15 protein-coding genes are annotated in these 19,545 nt (G+C 30.6%); all 15 read right to left on the bottom strand.

Features of this window, described 5'->3' with window-relative positions:
* Window positions 1-37 precede the first annotated feature (37 nt).
* Window positions 38-2,407, bottom strand: coding sequence for an endopeptidase La (gene lon, locus AB8B23_RS05470; protein WP_369713784.1), 2,370 nt, complete (start codon window positions 2,405-2,407; stop codon window positions 38-40).
* 130 nt (window positions 2,408-2,537) lie between these two features.
* Window positions 2,538-3,767 carry an ATP-dependent Clp protease ATP-binding subunit ClpX gene (clpX, locus tag AB8B23_RS05465; protein ID WP_369713783.1) on the bottom strand — a complete coding sequence of 410 codons (1,230 nt, stop codon included), beginning with the start codon at window positions 3,765-3,767 and terminating at the stop codon, window positions 2,538-2,540.
* Between the two features lie 336 nt (window positions 3,768-4,103).
* Entirely contained in the window at window positions 4,104-4,679 is a 576-nt protein-coding gene (gene clpP, locus AB8B23_RS05460) for an ATP-dependent Clp endopeptidase proteolytic subunit ClpP (RefSeq protein WP_369713782.1), read from the bottom strand.
* 181 nt (window positions 4,680-4,860) lie between these two features.
* The gene (tig, locus tag AB8B23_RS05455; protein ID WP_369713781.1) at window positions 4,861-6,147 is read right to left on the bottom strand and encodes a trigger factor; all 1,287 of its coding nucleotides are present in this window, start codon (window positions 6,145-6,147) and stop codon (window positions 4,861-4,863) included.
* Window positions 6,148-6,204: 57 nt separating this feature from the next.
* Window positions 6,205-7,902, bottom strand: a complete 1,698-nt coding sequence (gene recJ / locus AB8B23_RS05450; RefSeq protein ID WP_369713780.1) for a single-stranded-DNA-specific exonuclease RecJ — start codon at window positions 7,900-7,902, stop codon at window positions 6,205-6,207.
* A 75-nt stretch (window positions 7,903-7,977) separates the two neighbouring features.
* Complete coding sequence (rbfA, locus tag AB8B23_RS05445) at window positions 7,978-8,346, bottom strand: 30S ribosome-binding factor RbfA (RefSeq protein WP_021745015.1); 369 nt, start codon at window positions 8,344-8,346, stop codon at window positions 7,978-7,980.
* Window positions 8,347-8,368: 22 nt separating this feature from the next.
* Window positions 8,369-11,422, bottom strand: a complete 3,054-nt coding sequence (gene infB, locus AB8B23_RS05440) for a translation initiation factor IF-2 (protein ID WP_369713779.1) — start codon at window positions 11,420-11,422, stop codon at window positions 8,369-8,371.
* Window positions 11,419-11,988, bottom strand: a complete 570-nt coding sequence (locus AB8B23_RS05435) for a DUF448 domain-containing protein (RefSeq protein ID WP_369713778.1) — start codon at window positions 11,986-11,988, stop codon at window positions 11,419-11,421. Before AB8B23_RS05435 ends, infB begins: the two co-directional genes overlap by 4 nt.
* Window positions 11,989-12,052: 64 nt before the next feature.
* Window positions 12,053-13,210, bottom strand: a complete 1,158-nt coding sequence (gene nusA / locus AB8B23_RS05430) for a transcription termination factor NusA (protein WP_369713905.1) — start codon at window positions 13,208-13,210, stop codon at window positions 12,053-12,055.
* Window positions 13,210-13,698 (bottom strand): ribosome maturation factor RimP, encoded by a 489-nt coding sequence (rimP, locus tag AB8B23_RS05425; RefSeq protein WP_021745011.1) that lies wholly within the window; start codon window positions 13,696-13,698, stop codon window positions 13,210-13,212. Before rimP ends, nusA begins: the two co-directional genes overlap by 1 nt.
* Before the next feature lie 105 nt (window positions 13,699-13,803).
* The gene (trpS, locus tag AB8B23_RS05420; protein WP_039901582.1) at window positions 13,804-14,775 is read right to left on the bottom strand and encodes a tryptophan--tRNA ligase; all 972 of its coding nucleotides are present in this window, start codon (window positions 14,773-14,775) and stop codon (window positions 13,804-13,806) included.
* 125 nt (window positions 14,776-14,900) lie between these two features.
* Complete coding sequence (locus AB8B23_RS05415; protein ID WP_369713777.1) at window positions 14,901-16,034, bottom strand: hypothetical protein; 1,134 nt, start codon at window positions 16,032-16,034, stop codon at window positions 14,901-14,903.
* Entirely contained in the window at window positions 16,024-16,611 is a 588-nt protein-coding gene (locus AB8B23_RS05410) for a restriction endonuclease subunit S (protein ID WP_021745008.1), read from the bottom strand. The genes AB8B23_RS05415 and AB8B23_RS05410 overlap by 11 nt, the downstream gene beginning before the upstream one ends.
* 76 nt (window positions 16,612-16,687) lie before the next feature.
* Window positions 16,688-17,692, bottom strand: a complete 1,005-nt coding sequence (locus tag AB8B23_RS05405) for a hypothetical protein (RefSeq protein WP_369713776.1) — start codon at window positions 17,690-17,692, stop codon at window positions 16,688-16,690.
* A gap of 200 nt (window positions 17,693-17,892) precedes the next feature.
* On the bottom strand, window positions 17,893-19,539 hold the full coding sequence (locus AB8B23_RS05400) for an Hsp70 family protein (protein WP_369713775.1): 1,647 nt from the start codon (window positions 19,537-19,539) through the stop codon (window positions 17,893-17,895).
* Between the last annotated feature and the right edge of the window lie 6 nt (window positions 19,540-19,545).

The raw sequence follows: 19,545 nt of genomic DNA, 5'->3' as shown, positions 1-19,545 counted from the left end.
ATAGTTTTATTACATAATTATTTAAATTTGAAATTTATTATTTTTTCTCAAATGTTTTTTTCACACCTTTACTTTTCTTTACTTCTTTCTTCTCTACAAAAACAATCTTTTTCACATCATCATAAGTTTTCGCAAAGTAGAATTTCATCTGGTCTGCAATTTCCTTTGGCAATTCCTCCGTATCAACTTTATTGTCATAAGGAAGCACTACATCTCTTATACCAACTCTGTGAGCCCCAATTACCTTTTCCTTGATTCCGCCAACTGCCAGAACCTCTCCAGTAATTGTAATCTCTCCTGTCATTGCAACATCCTGTCTAACTTCCTTATCCGTCAATACTGAAATAATTGCTGTTGTAATTGTAATTCCTGCTGATGGTCCGTCTTTCGGCACTGCTCCTTCTGGAAAATGTAAATGAACATCTGTTGTCTCGTTAAATTTTTCCTTGATTCCAAGTTCATTTTTTATATGCCGTACGTAAGAATAAGCCACTCTAGCTGATTCCTGCATTACATCTCCTAGTTTTCCTGTAAGCTGCAATACACCTTTTCCTTCCATTTTTACTGCCTGCACTTCTAGAGTTGTACCTCCGACTGCTGTCCATGCAAGTCCATTGACAACACCAATTTTACCTTCTTTTTCCTTGACTTTATCTGCTCTGAATTTTGCATTTCCTAAATATTTCTTGATTTTTGTTTCAGAAACAGAGATTTTTTTGCTCTTAGATTTTGATACAAGTATTTCTTTTGCTATTTTTCTGAATAATTTACCAATTTCTCTTCGTAAATTTCTTACTCCAGCTTCTCTTGTGTATTCATTTATAATTTTCATAACTGCTTTATCAGAAAATGAAATTTTGAATTCCTTTAATCCGTTTTCTTCTTGCGTTTGGGGTATTAAATATTTTTTTGCAATATTTAATTTTTCAAATTCTGTGTATGATTCGATTGAGATAATCTCCATTCTGTCACGAAGCGGTCCTGGAATTCCTCCCAAATCATTTGCAGTACAAATGAAGAATACGTTTGACAAGTCAAAAGTATGATCAATATAATGATCTTCAAATGAGTTGTTTTGTGCAGGATCTAAAACTTCCAGCATTGCTGAAGCAGGATCTCCTCTAAAGTCAGAAGCCATTTTATCAATTTCATCAAACAGCATTACCGGATTATTTACCCCAACTTGTTTCAATGAGTTTATAATTCTTCCTGGCATTGCTCCTACATAAGTTCTTCTGTGTCCACGAATTTCAGCTTCATCTCTTACTCCACCAAGTGATATTCTTGTGAATTTTCTGTTCATCGAACGTGCTACCGAATGTGCAAGCGATGTTTTCCCTACACCTGGAGGTCCTACAAGACAGATAATCGAACCTTTTAATGTGTTATTTAATTTTTTAATTGCCAAGAATTCTAATATTCTTTCCTTAACTTCTTCCAATCCATAATGATCTTCATTCAGAATTTTTTCAGCTTTTTCAATATCAATTTCATCATTAGTTGAAACTTCCCACGGTAATTCAAGTACAGTTTCAAGATACGTTCTGATTACCGAAGATTCAGCAGAAAAATCTGGCATTTTCTTCATTCTTGAAAGCTCTTTTGCCAGTTTATCTTTTAGCTCCTGAGGAATTTTTGCATCTCTAACTCTTTGGTCAAGTTCCTCCAGTTCCTCGTCAGAATCAGTTCCTTCTCCCATTTCTTCACGCATCACCTTAATTTTTTCACGTAAATAATAGTTTTTCTGAACTTCTGCCATTTGTTCTTTTACACGATTTTCAATCTCACGTTCAAGCATAAAAATCTCAATTTCTCTTTCAAGAATACTCAAAATTTTATATGCTCTTGCCTCCACATCCAATATTTCCAATAATTCTTGTTTTGTTTCAACTGCTACCATCAGATTTGTACAAATCAAATCGAAAACCTTGTCAATATTGCTAATCTCTTTTATATTATAAATAATGTCAGGCAACACTTTATTGGTTTTTTGTGCATAATTTGAAAATTCATCAATTACTCTACGTTTCAAGGCTTCAGCTTTACTTTCGTCGATAGGCTTTGAAAAAATTTCTTCATATTCAGCATAAACAACACCATTATCATCTTTTGGAAATTGGTTAATTAAAACTCTATGCTTAGCTTCAACTAATACCTTTACATTTCCATTTGGCATTTTTACCGTCTGTATAACATGAACTAAAACTCCCGTTTCATAAATATCTTCTGGAAATTTGGGCTCTTCTACATTTGCATCTTTTTGTGCCGAAAGAATTAGTTTGCTGTCAAATCTTGCTATTGCTTCTTCAAGGCTTTTCAGGCTTGACTGCCTACCAATAAAAATCGGAGTTACAACACCTGGAAATACAACTAATTCTCTTGTTGCTATAAATGGTTTATTTTGCATAATTTCTCCTTTCATACTTTAAAATCTGCTCTTTAATACAATAAAACTACTTTAAAATCAGATTTAAGAAATAAAATTCTATTATTATTTAATAATTTTCAAGTTTATTATAAATAATTTTAAATCTCGATTACTCTATAATCACTTTTTCTTTATCTGTAACCGCTTCTTTTGTAATTATCACTTTCTTAACATTTTCCTTCGATGGAATTTCATACATTAAATCTGTCATAACACTTTCAATAATTGAACGAAGCCCCCTCGCCCCAATTTTTCTTTTAAGTGCCAACTGTGCAATTTCAATAATCGCATCCTTATCAAATTCCAAATCAACATTTTCCATCTCAAAATATTTTTTATATTGCTTAACAAGCGAATTTTTAGGCTCTGTTAGTATCTTAATCATAGCCTCTTCATCAAGTCCATGAAGTGCTGTGATTACTGGTAACCGCCCAATTAATTCAGGAATCAGTCCAAATTTTATTAAATCTTCAGGCAATACATTTTCAAATAAAGTCAAGTCATCAAGTTTTGTATTTTTTGTTTCAAGCCCAAATCCAACTCTTTTTTCATTAACTCTATCCTTAACTTTCGCTTCCAGTCCTTCAAATGCTCCGCCAACGATAAATAAAATATCCTTTGTATTAATTTCAATCATTTCCTGATTTGGATGCTTTCTTCCACCTTGTGGAGGCACACTCGCAACAGTCCCTTCAATAATCTTAAGTAACGCCTGCTGTACTCCTTCTCCAGAAACATCCCTTGTAATTGACATATTTTCCGATTTTCTAGCGATTTTATCAATTTCATCAATATAAATTATTCCATGCTCTGCTGCTTCAATATCATAATCAGCCGCTTTTATCAGTTTTAAAAGTACATTCTCGACATCATCCCCGACATATCCAGCTTCTGTCAATGTCGTTGCATCTGCAATCGCCAAAGGCACATTCAATGTTTTCGCTAGTGTCTGTGCAAGCAAGGTTTTTCCGCTTCCAGTAGGTCCTACTAGCAGTACATTTGATTTTTGAAGCTCCACATCATTATCTACATTTTTCTGTTTGTGCATTATTCTCTTAAAATGATTATAAACCGCCACAGATAATACCTTTTTAGGTTGTTCCTGTCCGATAATATATTCGTCAAGTTTTGCCTTTATTTCTTTAGGCTTTAACAGTGTAATTTCCCTGTTATGTTCATTTTCGTCATATTCCCTAAAACTGTCCAGTAATTCAGCACTGTCTTCTATACATTCATTACAAATAAACACATCATCCTCTTCAGGACTCTGTATTAACCGTTCCACTTCATGCTCTTCCCTGCCACAGAATGAACAGTAATTTTTTTTCTTATTTGCCAATATTTTTCACCTCGTTTTTTCTTTATATAATTCTTATTTATATATTTTTATTATTAATTTCTATTTTATTATTTTACTTATTATTTTTTTAACGCAGAGGTATCAAACGCCATACCTCTGTACTCCCGCTTAACTCACTTTTAAATATAAATTATTTCAACACAAATAATTTTATATCAATTTAAAATTTATTTTAAAAGCTCAGACAGCTATTTTTCTTTTAACGAAATTTTGCTTAATACTTATTTTAATTAAATAAAGGTTTAGATAATTAAAAATGAAACTATCATAAATAAAATTTTCTATAATTTTAAAAATATATTTTAAATAAAGTTTTTATAAAATTTTATCAATTAATCCGTAATTTACAGCTTCTTCTGGTGACATAAAGTTGTCTCTTTCAGTATCTGCATAGATTTCTTCTACTGATTTTCCAGTTGCTTCTGATAAAATTTTGCTTGTAATTTCCTTCATTCTTTCAATTTCTTTTGCCTGAATCTGAATGTCTGTTGCTTGACCTCTTGCTCCGCCCAGTGGCTGATGAATCATGATTCTTGAGTTTGGCAACGAGTATCTTTTACCTTTTGCTCCAGCCGCCAATAATAATGCTCCCATACTTGCTGCCTGTCCTACACATACTGTAGAAACATCGCTTTTTATGTGCCGCATTGTGTCGTAAATCGCAAGCCCGGCGGTAATTACTCCTCCTGGACTGTTTATATACATAACTATATCTTTTTCATTATCCTGTGCATCTAAAAATAATAATTGAGCGACAATCGCATTTGCCATTCCATCTTCAACTTCTCCACTTACAAAAATTATTCTATCCTTTAAAAGTCTTGAATAAATATCGTAGCTTCTTTCCCCACGCCCATCATTTTCAATAACTACTGGACTATATGCTGACATATTATTTCCTCCTATTTCTGTCAATTTTCTTTCATTTTTTATTTTCTCTCATTATTACAAAATTGTTTTAACATTTTACAATTTAAATATAGAGAAAAAAGAATTTCGCAATAAACTATTTTATCACAAAATTCTTCTAAAATCAAAATATTCTTTTTATTTAACAATTTTCTCAAAATTACTATTTAACTTTTGCTTCTTTTACTAATAAATCAATTGTTTTTTGATTTACTAATCTATAGTTTGTTTCATCAATGAATCTTTCATAATTTCCATTTTTTCTTACATCAGCAATTAATGCATCTTTTTCAAGTCCATACATTCCAGCCAATGTTTCGATTTCTTTTGATACTTCTTCATCAGTTGCTTTAATTCCTTCAGCTTTTGCGATTTCAGCTAGTACTAATTCTGTTTTTACTGCTTTTTCAGCATTTTCTTTTGAGCTTTCTCTCATTGCTTCCATTGTTTGTCCAGTCATTTGGAAGTATTGGTTAAGATTAATTCCTTGCATTTGCAATTGTTGTGCAAATCTGTTGATTTGATATTCAATTTCTCTTTGAACTAATGCTTCTGGAACTTCAACTTCTGTTCCACTTACTACAGCATCTATAACTTTGTTCTTAAATTCATTTTCAGCTTTTGCTTCTTCTCTTTTTGTAATATTTTCTCTAGTTTTAGCTGTCATATCTTCAACAGAATCAAATCCTAATTCTTTTGCTAAATCATCATTTAATTCAGCTTCTTCTTTTCTCTTGATTGAGTTTACTTTTACTTTGAATAAAGCTGGTTTTCCTTTTAGGCTTTCAGCGTGATATTCTTCAGGGAATGTAACATTTACGTCAAATTCATCACCTTTTTTATGTCCTACGATTTGATTTTCGAAAGTGTCAATAAAGCTGTGAGAACCTAATGTCAAGTCATATCCTTCAGCTTTTCCTCCATCAAATGCTTTACCATCTATAAATCCTTCAAAGTTGATATTTACAACGTCATCATTTTTAGCTTCTTCATTTTCTGCAACTTCTTTTAATTTTGCAGCATTTTCTCTTAATCTTTCGATTTCTTCGTTTACTTTTTCATCAGTAATTTCTACTTTTTCCTTTTCTACTTCCACACCTTTATATTGTCCCAATTCGAATGCAGGCAATACAGGTATTGTAAATACTACTTCAACTTTGTCATCATTAAGCTCATATTTTTCAAGTTTAATATCAGCAATTGGTTTTAATTCATTTTCTGCAACTGCTTTTCTGTATTCATCAGAAATAATGTGGTTTAATATTTCTCCTTCAATTTCTTTCTTGAATTTTTCTTCAATCACTTTTGCAGGTACATGTCCTGGACGGAATCCATCAACTTTTGCATCTTTAAAATGTACTAAAACATGCTCTTTTAAGTGTTTTAACTCTTCTCCTTCTCTAACTGCTGATACTTCGTAAGTTGATTCATTTAATTTTTTTACTGCCATCTTTTTAATTCCTCCTAATTTTTTTTATTATATATAATTTTTTTAATTAATTTATTTTTATTTAAAATCCTTTATTTTCAATTCGATAAATAAATCTGAATGTCCAGACTTAAATATCGGAGTATAAACTATTTTAAATTTTTTCTTATAAAAATTATTTGCCTTCAATTTATGTCCTAAATTATATCCAATTACTGAAATAATACGGTTATTTTTTCTGACAAATCCTTTAAAATGTCGATTATTTATCCCAAATCTCGTTAAATTTAGAAAATTAACATCTGAATCCATAAAGTTCGGTTCCTGATTATCTAGCCCAAAAGGCGATAGCCTATTTATTTCATGTAATTTTCTTTTGTTTAAATACTCAATGTTCAACCATGCGTCAACATACAAAGTTTTCTGAACATTTTCCCTATTTTTTCTTGCAAGTCTTTGCCGCAGATGTTTTTCGATTTCACCTAAATACTTTTCTGAAACAAGAAATCCTGCCGCCAAGTCATGTCCTCCAAATCGCTCCAATTTATCTGACACACTTTTTAAAATATCAAAAATGTTAATTCCTTCGATACTTCTGCATGATGCTTTTCCATATCCATTTTTTATTGAAATAAGAATTACTGGAATATTGTATTTTATTGAGATTCTTGAGCAAACTACCCCAATTACGCCAGAATGCCATTTTCTGCTTTTCATAAAAATATATTTTGGACGTTCTAGGCGCTGTATTTTTTCTTCCAGTTCATTATAAATCTCATTTTCCAAATAACGTCTGATTTTATTAGCACGCTTCATTTCCTCAATAATCGAGAAAAGTTTAAAGTCATCTTCCTGAATAAAGAAGTTTACAACACTTTTTGAATTATCAATTCTTCCAAGTGCATTGAAAATCGGTGCAATGAAAAATCCAATATCGCTGGTTGTTATATTTCTAGGATTTATCTTCAAATAGTTAATAATATACTTTAAACCTTTTATTTTGGTTTTTTTTAAATTATTTAGTCCTTTTTTTATGATAAATCTGTTTTCATCAGTCATTGGTACTACATCTGCAACTGTTCCAATCATTATAATATCCATATAGTCATACAGTATTTTTTTATTTGCACCATATCTTTCATAAATAGCGTCAGCAAGTTTAAAGGCAACTCCTGAACCTGACAGAGATTTATTTGGATAAGTTTTACTAGTCTTTGGATTTATTGTAAGAATACCCATTTCTTTTTCCTGATTCTTATCTTCCAGAACTCCAATCTGCCTATGATGATCTGTTATAATTATATCGATACCACTATTTTTTAACATTAATATCTCTTCATGGTTATTTATTGAAATATCAACTGTTATAAACAATTTTGCATCTCGTTTTTTCAAAAAATTCAAAAGGTTTTTATTTATACCTATTCCTTCGTGAACACGATTTGGAATATAGTAATCGACATTAAGTCCCAACTTTCGTAGCATTATTACTAGATATGCTACTCCAGATATACCATCAACGTCATAATCTCCATAAATTACAATTTTTTCTTTATTTTTCCCAGCTTTTTTTATTCTTTCTACAACTTTTTCCATATTTTCAAATAAAAATGGATTATGAATATCTTTTTTATCTGAATTTAAAAATTTAGAAACTTTTTCCTTTGTGTCAATTCCTCGATTCAAAAGCAGTCTTGAAATTAATCTGCTTTCACCAAATTCAGAACTTTTTGATGTCAAATAATCTTCATTATAGCTTTTTAATTCCCATTTCATTACAAGATTAATCGCTTCCTTTTTTGTATAGTTGCAGGACTGCCTCATGATTTTCAAAGTAGCCCGGTATTTCTGTTACTCGATATTGTGATCATCCTTTTTTATTTCGTTCAATATCGAAGCAATTTTTACTCCATATTCAACGCTGTCATCCAAATGAATTCTCACTTCTGGAACAAATCTTATCGACAGCTGTGAACCTATTTTCTTTCTAAAAAAACCTTTTAACTTATTCAAATCTTCGGCGATTTTTTCTTTATTTACCCTATCTTTCAAATCTAGTACCGAAAATGTTAAATCAAGGTATCTTCCATCTTTTGTCAGCTCAACCTTGTGAATTGATACAAGGTTTTTTATTTTGTCATTTTTTATTTCTGTTAAAAGTGTCATTCCGATAATTCTTGATATTTCCTTTTCCAGTCCTCTTTTTCTTCTATCATTCATACAATTATCACCTATCTATTCGTTATCTTGGGATTTCTTCCATAATGTACGATTCAATAATATCTCCAGCTTTAATATCATTAAAATCTTGGATACCAATTCCACATTCTTGTCCCATTACAACTTCCTTAACATCATCTTTAAATCGCTTCAATGAACCTAATTCACCGTTAAAAATAATAATTCCATCACGAATTACACGAATTTTAGAGTCTTTTGTAACTTTTCCATCAACAACGATTGCTCCAGCGATATTTCCAACATTTGATACTTTAAACACTTGTTTAACTTCAATTCTTCCATAGTAAACTTCTTTGAATTCAGGATCAAGCATTCCTTTCATTGCTTTCTCAATTTCTTCAGTTGCATGGTAGATTACGTTGTAATTTCTGATTTCTACTCCAGTTTTTTCAGCAATGATTCTGGCTGGTGTAGTTGGACGCACATTAAATGCGATTATAATTGCATTTGATACTTCTGCAAGTTTTACATCTCCCTCACTTACTGCTCCTGCACTTCCTTGAATTATATTAATTACAACTTTTTCAGTATTAAGTTTTTCAAGTGATTCCCTTAATGCTTCAACAGATCCTTTTGAATCTGCTCTTATGATACATTTTAATTCTTTTAATTCTTGTTCTTCTAATTCTTGAGACAAACTTTCTAGTGAAATATGTTTTTTCTTGTTCTGTTCATTTACTTTTTTCTCTCTGATAAAGTCTTCTACAATTTTTTTAGCCTGTTTATCACTTTCTACACCATACAAAATATCTCCTGCATTTGGCACAACGTTAAATCCTGTAATTTCAACTGGCTGTGAGACAATAGATTTGCTTATTTTTTTACCTCTGTCATCAAGCATTGAACGGACTCTACCATGAGCTTCCCCTGCTACGAACACATCTCCAATTTTAAGTGTCCCTTCCTGCACAAGTACATCGGCAACTGCTCCCATTTTTGGATCCAGTCTTGACTCTACTACAACCGCTTTAGGACGTTTATTTGGATTGGCCTTCAATTCTTCAAGTTCCGCTGTAATTAGTATTGTTTCAAGAAGTTCTTCCAAATTAATTTTCTGTTTTGCAGAAATTTCAACAAATTCAGTAGTTCCTCCCCATTCAGGTGACATCAGTCCATATTCAGTCAATTCAGTTCTGACTTTCATAGGATCTGCACCTGGTTTATCAATTTTATTAATTGCAACGATTATTGGAACTCCTGCTTCCTTAGCATGAGAAATTGCCTCTACAGTTTGAGGTTTTACTCCATCATCAGCTGCTACAATTAGAATCGAAATATCTGTAATATTCGCTCCTCTTGCCCTCATTTCAGTAAACGCCTCATGTCCTGGAGTATCAATAAATGTAATTCTTTGACCTTTCCAGTTTACTTGATAAGCTCCTATTTTTTGTGTGATTCCTCCAGCTTCATCACCCATTACATTTGTGTGTCTAAGTGCATCTAATAATGATGTCTTACCGTGGTCAACGTGTCCCATTATTGTAATAACAGGTGCTCTTGTTACAAGTTCTTCATCTGTATCTTCCTGCTCAAGCTGGTATTTTTCACCATAACTCACTTCTTCAACTACTTCTTTTTCTACAATTACTTCATATTCAAGAGCCACTTCTTCGGCTTCTTCAAATGATAAAATTGCATTTGCAGTAAGAAGTTTTCCTTCCATAAAGAATTTTTTAATTATATCAGAAACATTAATTCCTAATTTTTCAGCTAAATCTTTAATAACAATCTCTTCTCCAATTGTTATCATTCCTATGCTCTCTCCTTCAATTCTAACAATTTCATCCTTAACAACTTTTTCTTGTTTCTTGTTTTTCTTTTTCTTTTTGTCATCTTTTCTAAAGTCTGAACGAAGTTCTTTTTCTTGATGTTCTCTGTCTCTTCTATTTTTTTCGTATTTTTTCTTCTCAAATTTTCCTTTTCCTTTTCCACCAGCTTTCCCTTTTTCAGCTACTGTTGCTGAAGGAATTTCAGATGCTGGCTCCTTTTTAGTATTAGAAAAACTTCGGCTTTCTCTTCTAAAGTCATCTCTGTCCTTATTAAATCCGCCTTTATCAGAAAATCCTCTATTTTCCTGTCTATCTCTAAAGTTTCTTGTACCGCTTTGATTATCTCTATCTCTATTTTGGAAGCCCCTGTTGTCACGACTGTCTCTTGCTTGGCTATTTCCGTCTTTATTAAAGCTTCGATTTTCTCTTTTGAAGTTTTCTCTTCCTTCTCTTCTAAATCCGTCTTTGTTTCTATCTTCTCTATTTCGATTGTCCCTATTTTGGAAGTTTTTCCCCCCATTTTCCCTATTGTCTTGATTGTCTTTATTTTGGAAGCTTCGGTTATCACGGCCATCTCTTGATTGAAAATTTCCATCTCTGTTAAAGTTTCTATTATCTTTTCTGAAATTATCTCTTCCTTCTCTTCTAAATCCGTCTTTGTTTCTGTCTTCTCTATTTCGATTGTCCCTATTTTGGAAGTTTCTTCCTCCATTTTCTCTGTTCTCTCTATTTTGAAAATTCTGCTTATCTTTATTTACTTCATTCATTTTATTACTCTGACTACTCAAATTAACTTTCATCTCCATTTTCTTTTTATTTTCTTTTTTATCAAATTTATTTGACTGCTCAAATTTATGATTTTTATTATTATCTAAATCTTTTATGTTATTCAGATTATTTTTATTACTATTATCTGATTTATTTTCTGCATTTAGTTTAATATCTTTTTCCAATGGCTGTTTTGATTTGTCATAATTTTTATTAATGTTTTCTTGTTCATTAATTTTATTATGTTCAATACTATTGTTTTTTTGATTGTCTGAATGGCTATTTACTATTTTTGCAATATTTTCATTTGATTTAATTTCTTTTTTATTCAGATTCTCCGTTTTACCGTTATTTTGATTATTTTGGACACCTTTTTGAAGTTTTTTCCTTATAAGGCTTACTTCTTCATCACTCAGTACATTCATGTGGTGTTTTTTATCTACCCCAATTTTTCTGATTTCCTCCATAAATTTTGTTGCCGTAAAACCATTTTCCTTTGCTAATTCATGCACTTTCATCCATTCATCACCTCCACTTTGCTTAATATTCCTTTGATTACTTTTTTGTCAAAAATACCGATAACATTCACATCTCTTGAAAAAAGCTCTATTAATTCAATTTTCTTTTCAACAAATACAATTTTAAAATTAAATTTTTCAGTTAATTTTTTAAACTCCTCAATATATTTTGCCCTTATATCTTTTGGAATAATAACAAGCTTTACTTTTTCACGCTTTATTCCGTTAATTGTTTCCTCCACTCCAAAGACAAAATATTCAGAATTTTTCATCGGCTTTAAAATATCAATTATATTTTTCTTTTGTTTTTTTACTTCCTCAAGCATTCGTACAAGCTGTTCTATTTCAACATTATATTTCTTGTGTTTTGACAGTCTTTCAATACATTCATTCGTTTTACAGACATAAAATCCTCTTGCCTGCACCTTCATTTCCTTATCGTAAACATATTTTCCGTCTTGCTCAGTTATCCTGAAAAAATCCATCTTTTTACCTTTTTTCCTGCAGCAAATACACATTCTTTCAGGTTTGTTACTTTCTTTTTTTTCTTTTATTAATGTATCCAAACTCTCTAATCATCTCCTTGTTTGATACTTTTTCAATACTTATCTTTTATAATTTTTACAAATTTTAGTCTTCCTCATGAAGTCCAGCAAATGCACTTTCCTCAGCTTCATCTTCAAATGAATCATTAAAAGCCGTATCTTCTTCGTACTCTTCAAATCCATCAATTTCAGCAGGTTCTGTATGAATATCTATTTTCACGCCGCACAGTCTTGCTGCAAGCCTTGAATTTTGACCCTTCTTACCAATTGCAAGCGATAACTGGTTTTCTGCTACAAGTACTCTTGCAACTTTCATATTTTCTTCGCCTTCCTCAATGATTTCCACTGACAGAACTTCTGCAGGATTCAAGGCATTTTTTACAAATTCCGTTATATCCTCATTCCAAAGAACAATGTCGATTTTTTCTCCACAAAGTTCATCGATAATATTTTGGATTCTCATTCCATTACGCCCAATACATGCACCTTTAACGTCCAAATTCTCATCATTTGAGTAAACAGCCACTTTAGAACGGCTTCCCGCTTCCCTTGCAATGTTTCTGATTTCAATAATTTCTTCATATATTTCAGGAACTTCTAATTCAAGCAGTCCTCGAAGTAATTCCTCAGATTTTCTTGAAACAAAAGTTTTTGTAAATTTCGTAGACTCTTCCACAGCACCGATATAAATTTTAATTCTATCTCCTTGTCTGAATATATCTACTGGCGACAATTCTTTTGCTGGTACAATTGCTTCAAGTCCATTTATATCCACATACAGATTCCCTTTTTCATCAGTCTTTCTAACATTTGCAGAAACAATTGAATTTTCAATTTCTTTAAATTTATTAAAGATATTTCTTTTTTCACATTCTCTAACTTTTTGTACAACAATCTGTTTTGCATTCTGAATAGCATTTCTCTTAAAACTTTCCGCATTAATTTCCAAATCCAGAACATCTCCCAGCTTAGCACGCTTTTTAACAGAAATTGCATCTTGCAGACTAATTTCCTCTTCAGGATTTTCTACGTTTTCTACAATCAGCCTTTGTGAATAAACCTTTACATCTCCACTATTTCTATTAATTGTTACCTTTACATTGTCCTTTTCACCATAATTTTTTTTATATGCCGCAAGCAATGCAGTTTCTATTGTTTCCAGCAATTCTTCCTTTAAAATTCCCTTTTCCTTTTCAAGTTCATCAAGTGCTTCCAAAAATATTTTTTGATCTCGCCCTTTCATCATTCCTCCTCACTATTTAATATGCCATTTGGTAATTCATATATTAAATTTGCTTTCTTTAATTTAGAAAGTGGTATTTCCACTATTTTTTCCAATTTATCATCTAAAAGAAAAACCGTATCATTCTCAAATTTTTCCAATTTTCCTAAAAACCTCTTCGCTCCTTCAATATTGCTCTTAGCCTGAACATTAATTCTCTCTCCCGAAAATCTCACAAAATCTTTAGGCTTTCTCAATCTACGCTCAACCCCAGGTGTCGAAACCTCCAGAAAAAACTTCTCCTCAATCAAGTCATCCGCAATTCCATCAATCTCACGACTAAAATCAATACAATCATCAAGCGTAGTAGTTCCATCCAGTTTCTCCACATATACCCTCAAATAATTATACCCGCCATCTCTTACATATTCTAAATCTGCCAATTCCAGATTCATTTCTTTTAAATGTAATTCGATTTTCTTCTCAAACTCATTTAAAATTTGTTCCATAAAATTACACCTCATATCTAAAACTAAAGAGTGGGCTAACCCACTCTCTACCTAAAATTATTTTCTGTAACTATAATAACACATTTTCGCTTTTTTTTCAAGCCCCTAATTTTTTTTCAAAAGCCCCACTACATCTCTAACTTCATCCATCTTCTCAGTTGCAATATTTCTAGCCTTATTTGCACCTTCTCGCAAAATTCCGTACACATAGTCCATATTATTTTCCAGTTCTTCTCTTTTTTTCTGGAATGGAGAAAAATAATCCATAAATTTATCAAACAATTCATTTTTAGCGTGTCCATATCCAAAGTTTCCTGCTCTGAATTTTTCCTTTAGTGCTTCTACTTCCATTTCTGTTGCAAAAAGAGCATATAATTTTGTGATGTTGTTATCAGGATCTTTTGGTTCTTCTAAAGGTGTTGAATCTGTTACAATGCTCATTATCTGTTTTTTCAATGCTTTCTTTGAGCCAAACATATTTATTACATTTCCATAGGACTTACTCATTTTATCGCCATCTGTTCCTGGCACAGTTGCTACATTTTCAACAATTTTTTCTTTTGGCAATTTAAATACTTCCTTGCCGTAAGTTTCATTAAATTTAGTTGCAATATCACGAGTCATTTCCAAATGCTGTTTTTGATCCTTTCCAACAGGCACAATATCTGGCGAATACATTAAAATGTCAGCAGCCATAAGTATTGGATAAGTAAAAAGCCCCACATTTGGTTTGATTCCCTTCGCAACTTTGTCCTTATATGAATGAGCTCTTTCTAGTAGCCCCATTGGAGCAATATTTGACAAAATCCAAGATAATTCGGCATGTTCAGGTACATCCGACTGCAAAAACAGTGTTGATTTTTCAGGATTCAGTCCCAAAGCCAAATAGTCCAAAATTACACCAATCGTATTAGCCTTCAAATCCTCTCCTTTTGGTGAAGACGTCAAAGCGTGATAATTTGCCAAAAAATAAAAACCTTCATATTCATCCTGCAGCTCTACAAACTGCTTAATGGCACCAAAATAATTTCCAATATGTAAAATTCCGCTGGGCTGTATTCCCGATAAGCTTCTCATAAAAACCTCCATAATTTATATTATTAAACAGATACTTATATTTTTAAAAACATACCTGTATTATATCACTAAAAAAAAGATTTGTAAAATATTGAAAAAGCCTAAAAAGCGGAATAAAATAATGTCTATTTTTTTACCTCTAAAGATTCTCTTAATAACTTATCACATTTTTCTCTTTTTTCTGTCATTATTTTATAACTTTCATCCTTTTCTGCCATTAATTCTTCCAAATTAATTTTTTCCTTTATTTTAAAGACATAATTTAAAATATCAAAATTACATTCTTTCTCTAATACTGCATCATTGGAAACTGATTTTAAGACTCCATTAACTTCCTCTTTTTCATCAAGAATTTTTAACAATTCCTTAAAGTTCTCAACTTTAATTTTTTCATTCCCTTTTTCAAAAAAATCTTGTGTTTGAACAAATAATATATGTTCTTTTTCTTCTTTTTCTTCGTTAAATATTATTACTTGATTCTTTAATACATTATTAAACGGTACAGATATTACGCATTGAATTTTATCTGACTTTACTAATTCCTCTTTTTCTTCTAAAGTTAACGAATCAATAACGCTTTTCTCCACTATGCCTTTTTTATTATTTTTTATTGATTCATATATTAATTCTTTTGATGTTATTTCTTTTGTTAAAATTATTGATATTTTTTCTTTCTTTTCTAAATTAGCTATGGAAAATAAAATATCAGTAATAGTATCTATTTCATTTTTTGGTATTTCGTAATCATAAAATATGTTTTCTTCAAAAAAATTTATAGCATATAAAATTTCGTTATTTTTTATTCCAAGAATTTCTGATAACAGCTGAACTGTGTTGTCATTAGGTATTACTGCGCTGTTTATTATTTTATCAATATAATTCTTAACTATTTTTACACATTGTCCTCTGAAAATATCTAGTTTAAGATCTATTTCCATAGCTCCTGCATCTTCAATCAGCTCTTCCCTGTTCAAACGACTTTCTATAGCTTTATAGGTATCTTCAAATATCTTTATTTTACTTGATAGATTCTTCATATTTTTCAAATAATTTTCTTTTAAATTGTACGTAAAACCTATATTATTTAAATATTCTAAAAATAAATAATTACTATTTTTCAAAACTTCCAGTTCTTCATAAAGAACTTTACTTATTACAGTCATATATAAAAATAATGATGTTTTAAGTATATCTATTTTTTTTGATTTTTTTTCATTTTCAAGTTCTTCGCTCATAACTTTAAAAAATTTATTCTTCATCTATTATCACCTGATTGTTTTCAATAACTCTTTCTTCAATGTACTTTCTTTTTATGTTTAAATATTTCATTGTACTGTATTCTTCCTCTTCAAAACTTGTTATTATTTTAGCCATTTCGTCCTGAATTTTTCTTTCGGGTATCTTCACATTCAGGTCCACTATGTCTCCCTTGTTCACAGCCCTAACAGTCCCCATTGTTTTATATTTCTTTTCAAAATACAATAATACCAGTTCTGTTTTTAAAAGCCATTGAAGATATTTGGGATTTATTTTTTCATTTGGTCTTAAAATAAAATAAAGTGTTGATGGAAGAACTTTTTCATAATCCTTATCTACATACACTACATCTATTTTACTTCCTTTAGCTTGAAATAGCACATCATCCTTTTTTATAAAATACTTATCGGCTATTTTATTTTTTCCATTTTTATATCTGTCTGGAACTTCTGCATAGTCAAAAGTTTCTATTTTTCCGTTGCTTATCATTGTTGGATTTAGTAAAAAATATCCTGTTTCAGAATCAGCCGTTTTTACGTTTAATGGCGCTATTATATCTACATTATCTCCTAATTTCATTTCTACCTCTTCTTATTTTATTTTTTCCATATTTATTATAACACAAAAAAACACAGAATACTATGTAATTATTCTTTTATATTCCTATAAAATATGTATTTATTACAAAAACTCCTAAAGCGAATACTGCTAAAGCCACAACATATCTGATCATATGGTTAGTCTGTTTATTATCAGATGTAATTTTAAAATTTTCATTTTCATCATTTAAAGTATCTGAAATTACTGTATCCGAGTTATCCGAAAGATTGTATGCAATATTATTTTCTTCACAAAAGCCTATAAAAATATTAGTTGCTTCTTTTTCATTGCCTAATATTTTTTTGATGTTTTGAACAGGTTTAATTCCTACAGTTCCGTTTTTGTATATTTTTACATAATTTAGCTCTTTTATTACTTTACTATACTTTAAATATTTATCATATTTTTGTTTTTCTTCATTATTGTTAACCATATTTTCAATTTGACTATATAATTTGTTTTTAGCAGAAGAAATATTATTATGAAGATTTGTCAGTTTTTTCCTTTCTTTATTTATAATACTGTTATCTAAAGTTTCAAATTTTAAATTTTGAGAACTCAAAAAGCTATAAATATCTTTGCTATTCAATATTTTTAATGATTTTTCTATTATTTCAAAATCAGTCTTATTTTTAATAATGTTAAGATAATCATTGTAAATTGTTTCATCATACAATTCAAAATTAGGATTTTCCATAATTCTTTGTCTTACGACTTTCTCACTTCTCTTTGTTTCCCTTGAAATTTTTTTTATAATATCATCTGTAAAGACTTTAATGCTTCCTTCTCCCATTTTTAAAGCATTGTCTACAGGAGCGATGGCATCTTCTATTAATTCTTTTCTTATATTATTACTCCCCAACATTTCCTCTTTTATAGTGTCGTATGAATTAATGTATCTTATAAAATTTTCTTTATTATAAGCACGAACTTTCCTTCTTTCCCACTCAGATTTCTTTTCTTCTATCCTATTCTTTATAATTTCTTCATTTTCCTCAGCAATAGGATAAAAATCCAATCCCAATACTACATACCAATTATCTTTTATTTCTTTTGACACTGTATATTCTCCTTTGCATTCTTATTTATTCAAATTCAGCAAAACTACATTAAAATTAAACTGCCATATTACAATTCAAATAGTAATTTTAAATTTCTCGCAATTATTATACAATCTATGATTAACAAATAAAAATTTACTCAAATTCCATAATATCAATTTAGATATTAAAAAACTTGAGCATTTTATAAAAATAATTTTTATATTAATGTTATACCTTGAACCTTAAGTTTTATTTTCTCCAGTTCATCTTTCGACATAATCCCTTTTGTATTCATCTCAACCTTTACTTCCTTATTACTAGTTTTGTCAAGTCCCTTTACTTCAAGGATTCCCTCTTTAGTTAATTTTAAAGTTATTTCTATTGGAGATTGTTTTGGAAGAATTTTAGGCAATTCCAAATTTATATCTCCTAGTTTCAAATTTTCCTCCAATTCAAAATACTCTTCCATACTGTCATTTTCATATATTGCTATATTTACACTTTCCTGATTTTCAAGATAAGTTCCAAAAACTTTTGAAACTTCTAAAAAACCGTTATTTAAAGGCTGATTCTTTATAATCATGTTATAACCAATTTGTTTACCGTTCACAATAGGGTTTAATGCAAAGCTTTTTGTTGTTGCCATAACAACTTCTCTTGCCTTACCCCCTAGACTCATTATTTCTGGAGAAAAACTTAATTTTTCCTTATAGTCTTTTGCGTTTAACTCTTTTATATCTCCATCAATATTTACTTGCACGTCTTCATCAGATTCAAAATCTTTTTCGGTAAGATTTTTCTGATTATTTACATAAACATTCACAGCATGAATTGCGGCTCCTTTAGCTACAGCTTCGTCAGGTTCAAGAAACTGAACTTTTTCTTTTTCAAATTTTTTCTCCAGCGTTTCCTTTATTTGAGGCATTCTTGTTGATCCCCCAACCAAAAGAACTTCATCAACTTGATATCCTTTACTTTGCGCTATTTCAAGTACAGAGTCCACTTTATTCATTGTTTCTCTAAGATATACCGATGTCATTCTTTCAAATTCTTCTCTAGTTATTGTTAATTTTTCCTGCCTTCCATCACCTTCCAGTATTCCGCTTGCTTTAGTGCTTGAAGTTAATCTCTTTTTTAGTTTTTCAGCCAGTTCCCTTAATCTCTGATCCAAGTATTCATCTGGTTCCACTTCATATCCAACTTTTTCACTAAACTGATTAATTAAATAAGACATTAATGTTTCATCCCAATTTTTACCGCCTAAATCATGATCTCCGTCAGAACATATAACTTCTATCTTATCAGCACTTATTCTCATAACTGTAACATCAAACGTTCCTCCACCAAGATCATACACTAGAACTGTCTTTTCATCATGTTTTCTTGTGCAGCCATAATATATTGCTGCAGCTGTCGGTTCGCTTATAATTTCTAAAACATTCAATCCAGCAATTTTACCAGCATTTTTAGTAGCTGTACGTTCTGCTGTTCCAAAATATGCAGGACAAGTTATCACAACATCTCTCACTTCGACTCCAAGCCGTTCCGAAGCATCTCTTGCAAGTTTTTTTAAAATATATGATGAAATTTCTTCCGGCATTTTAGGCTCGCCATTATAATCAAGCATGCTAGTTTTTTTCCCCATGTAAGATTTTACTAATAACACTGTTGTTTCTGGCTTTATGCTTGATTCTTCTTTTGCATCGCTTCCCACGATTACACTATTATCTTCAAAAGCTACTACAGAAGGTGTTATGTTTTCGCCTTCTAAGTTTTTAATCACTTCTGCTCTTCCTGTTTCATCTACACGAGCTATACAAGAATATGTTGTTCCTAAATCAATTCCAAATACATATTTTGACATTTTTAT

This window comes from Leptotrichia sp. HSP-342 (assembly GCF_041199995.1).
GTDB lineage: Bacteria > Fusobacteriota > Fusobacteriia > Fusobacteriales > Leptotrichiaceae > Leptotrichia > Leptotrichia mesophila.
The sequence above is the reverse complement of the archived record's forward strand: the minus strand, read 5'-3'. Positions and strand labels throughout refer to the sequence as shown.

Coding starts and splice junctions, on each gene's coding strand:
- lon (WP_369713784.1), bottom strand. CDS start 2,407: ATGCAAAATAAACCATTTATAGCAACAAGAGAATTAGTTGTATTTCCA.
- clpP (WP_369713782.1), bottom strand. CDS start 4,679: ATGTCAGCATATAGTCCAGTAGTTATTGAAAATGATGGGCGTGGGGAA.
- tig (WP_369713781.1), bottom strand. CDS start 6,147: ATGGCAGTAAAAAAATTAAATGAATCAACTTACGAAGTATCAGCAGTT.
- recJ (WP_369713780.1), bottom strand. CDS start 7,902: ATGAAATGGGAATTAAAAAGCTATAATGAAGATTATTTGACATCAAAA.
- rbfA (WP_021745015.1), bottom strand. CDS start 8,346: ATGAATGATAGAAGAAAAAGAGGACTGGAAAAGGAAATATCAAGAATT.
- infB (WP_369713779.1), bottom strand. CDS start 11,422: ATGAAAGTGCATGAATTAGCAAAGGAAAATGGTTTTACGGCAACAAAA.
- nusA (WP_369713905.1), bottom strand. CDS start 13,210: ATGAAAGGGCGAGATCAAAAAATATTTTTGGAAGCACTTGATGAACTT.
- rimP (WP_021745011.1), bottom strand. CDS start 13,698: ATGGAACAAATTTTAAATGAGTTTGAGAAGAAAATCGAATTACATTTA.
- trpS (WP_039901582.1), bottom strand. CDS start 14,775: ATGAGAAGCTTATCGGGAATACAGCCCAGCGGAATTTTACATATTGGA.
- AB8B23_RS05415 (WP_369713777.1), bottom strand. CDS start 16,034: ATGAAGAATAAATTTTTTAAAGTTATGAGCGAAGAACTTGAAAATGAA.
- AB8B23_RS05410 (WP_021745008.1), bottom strand. CDS start 16,611: ATGAAATTAGGAGATAATGTAGATATAATAGCGCCATTAAACGTAAAA.
- AB8B23_RS05400 (WP_369713775.1), bottom strand. CDS start 19,539: ATGTCAAAATATGTATTTGGAATTGATTTAGGAACAACATATTCTTGT.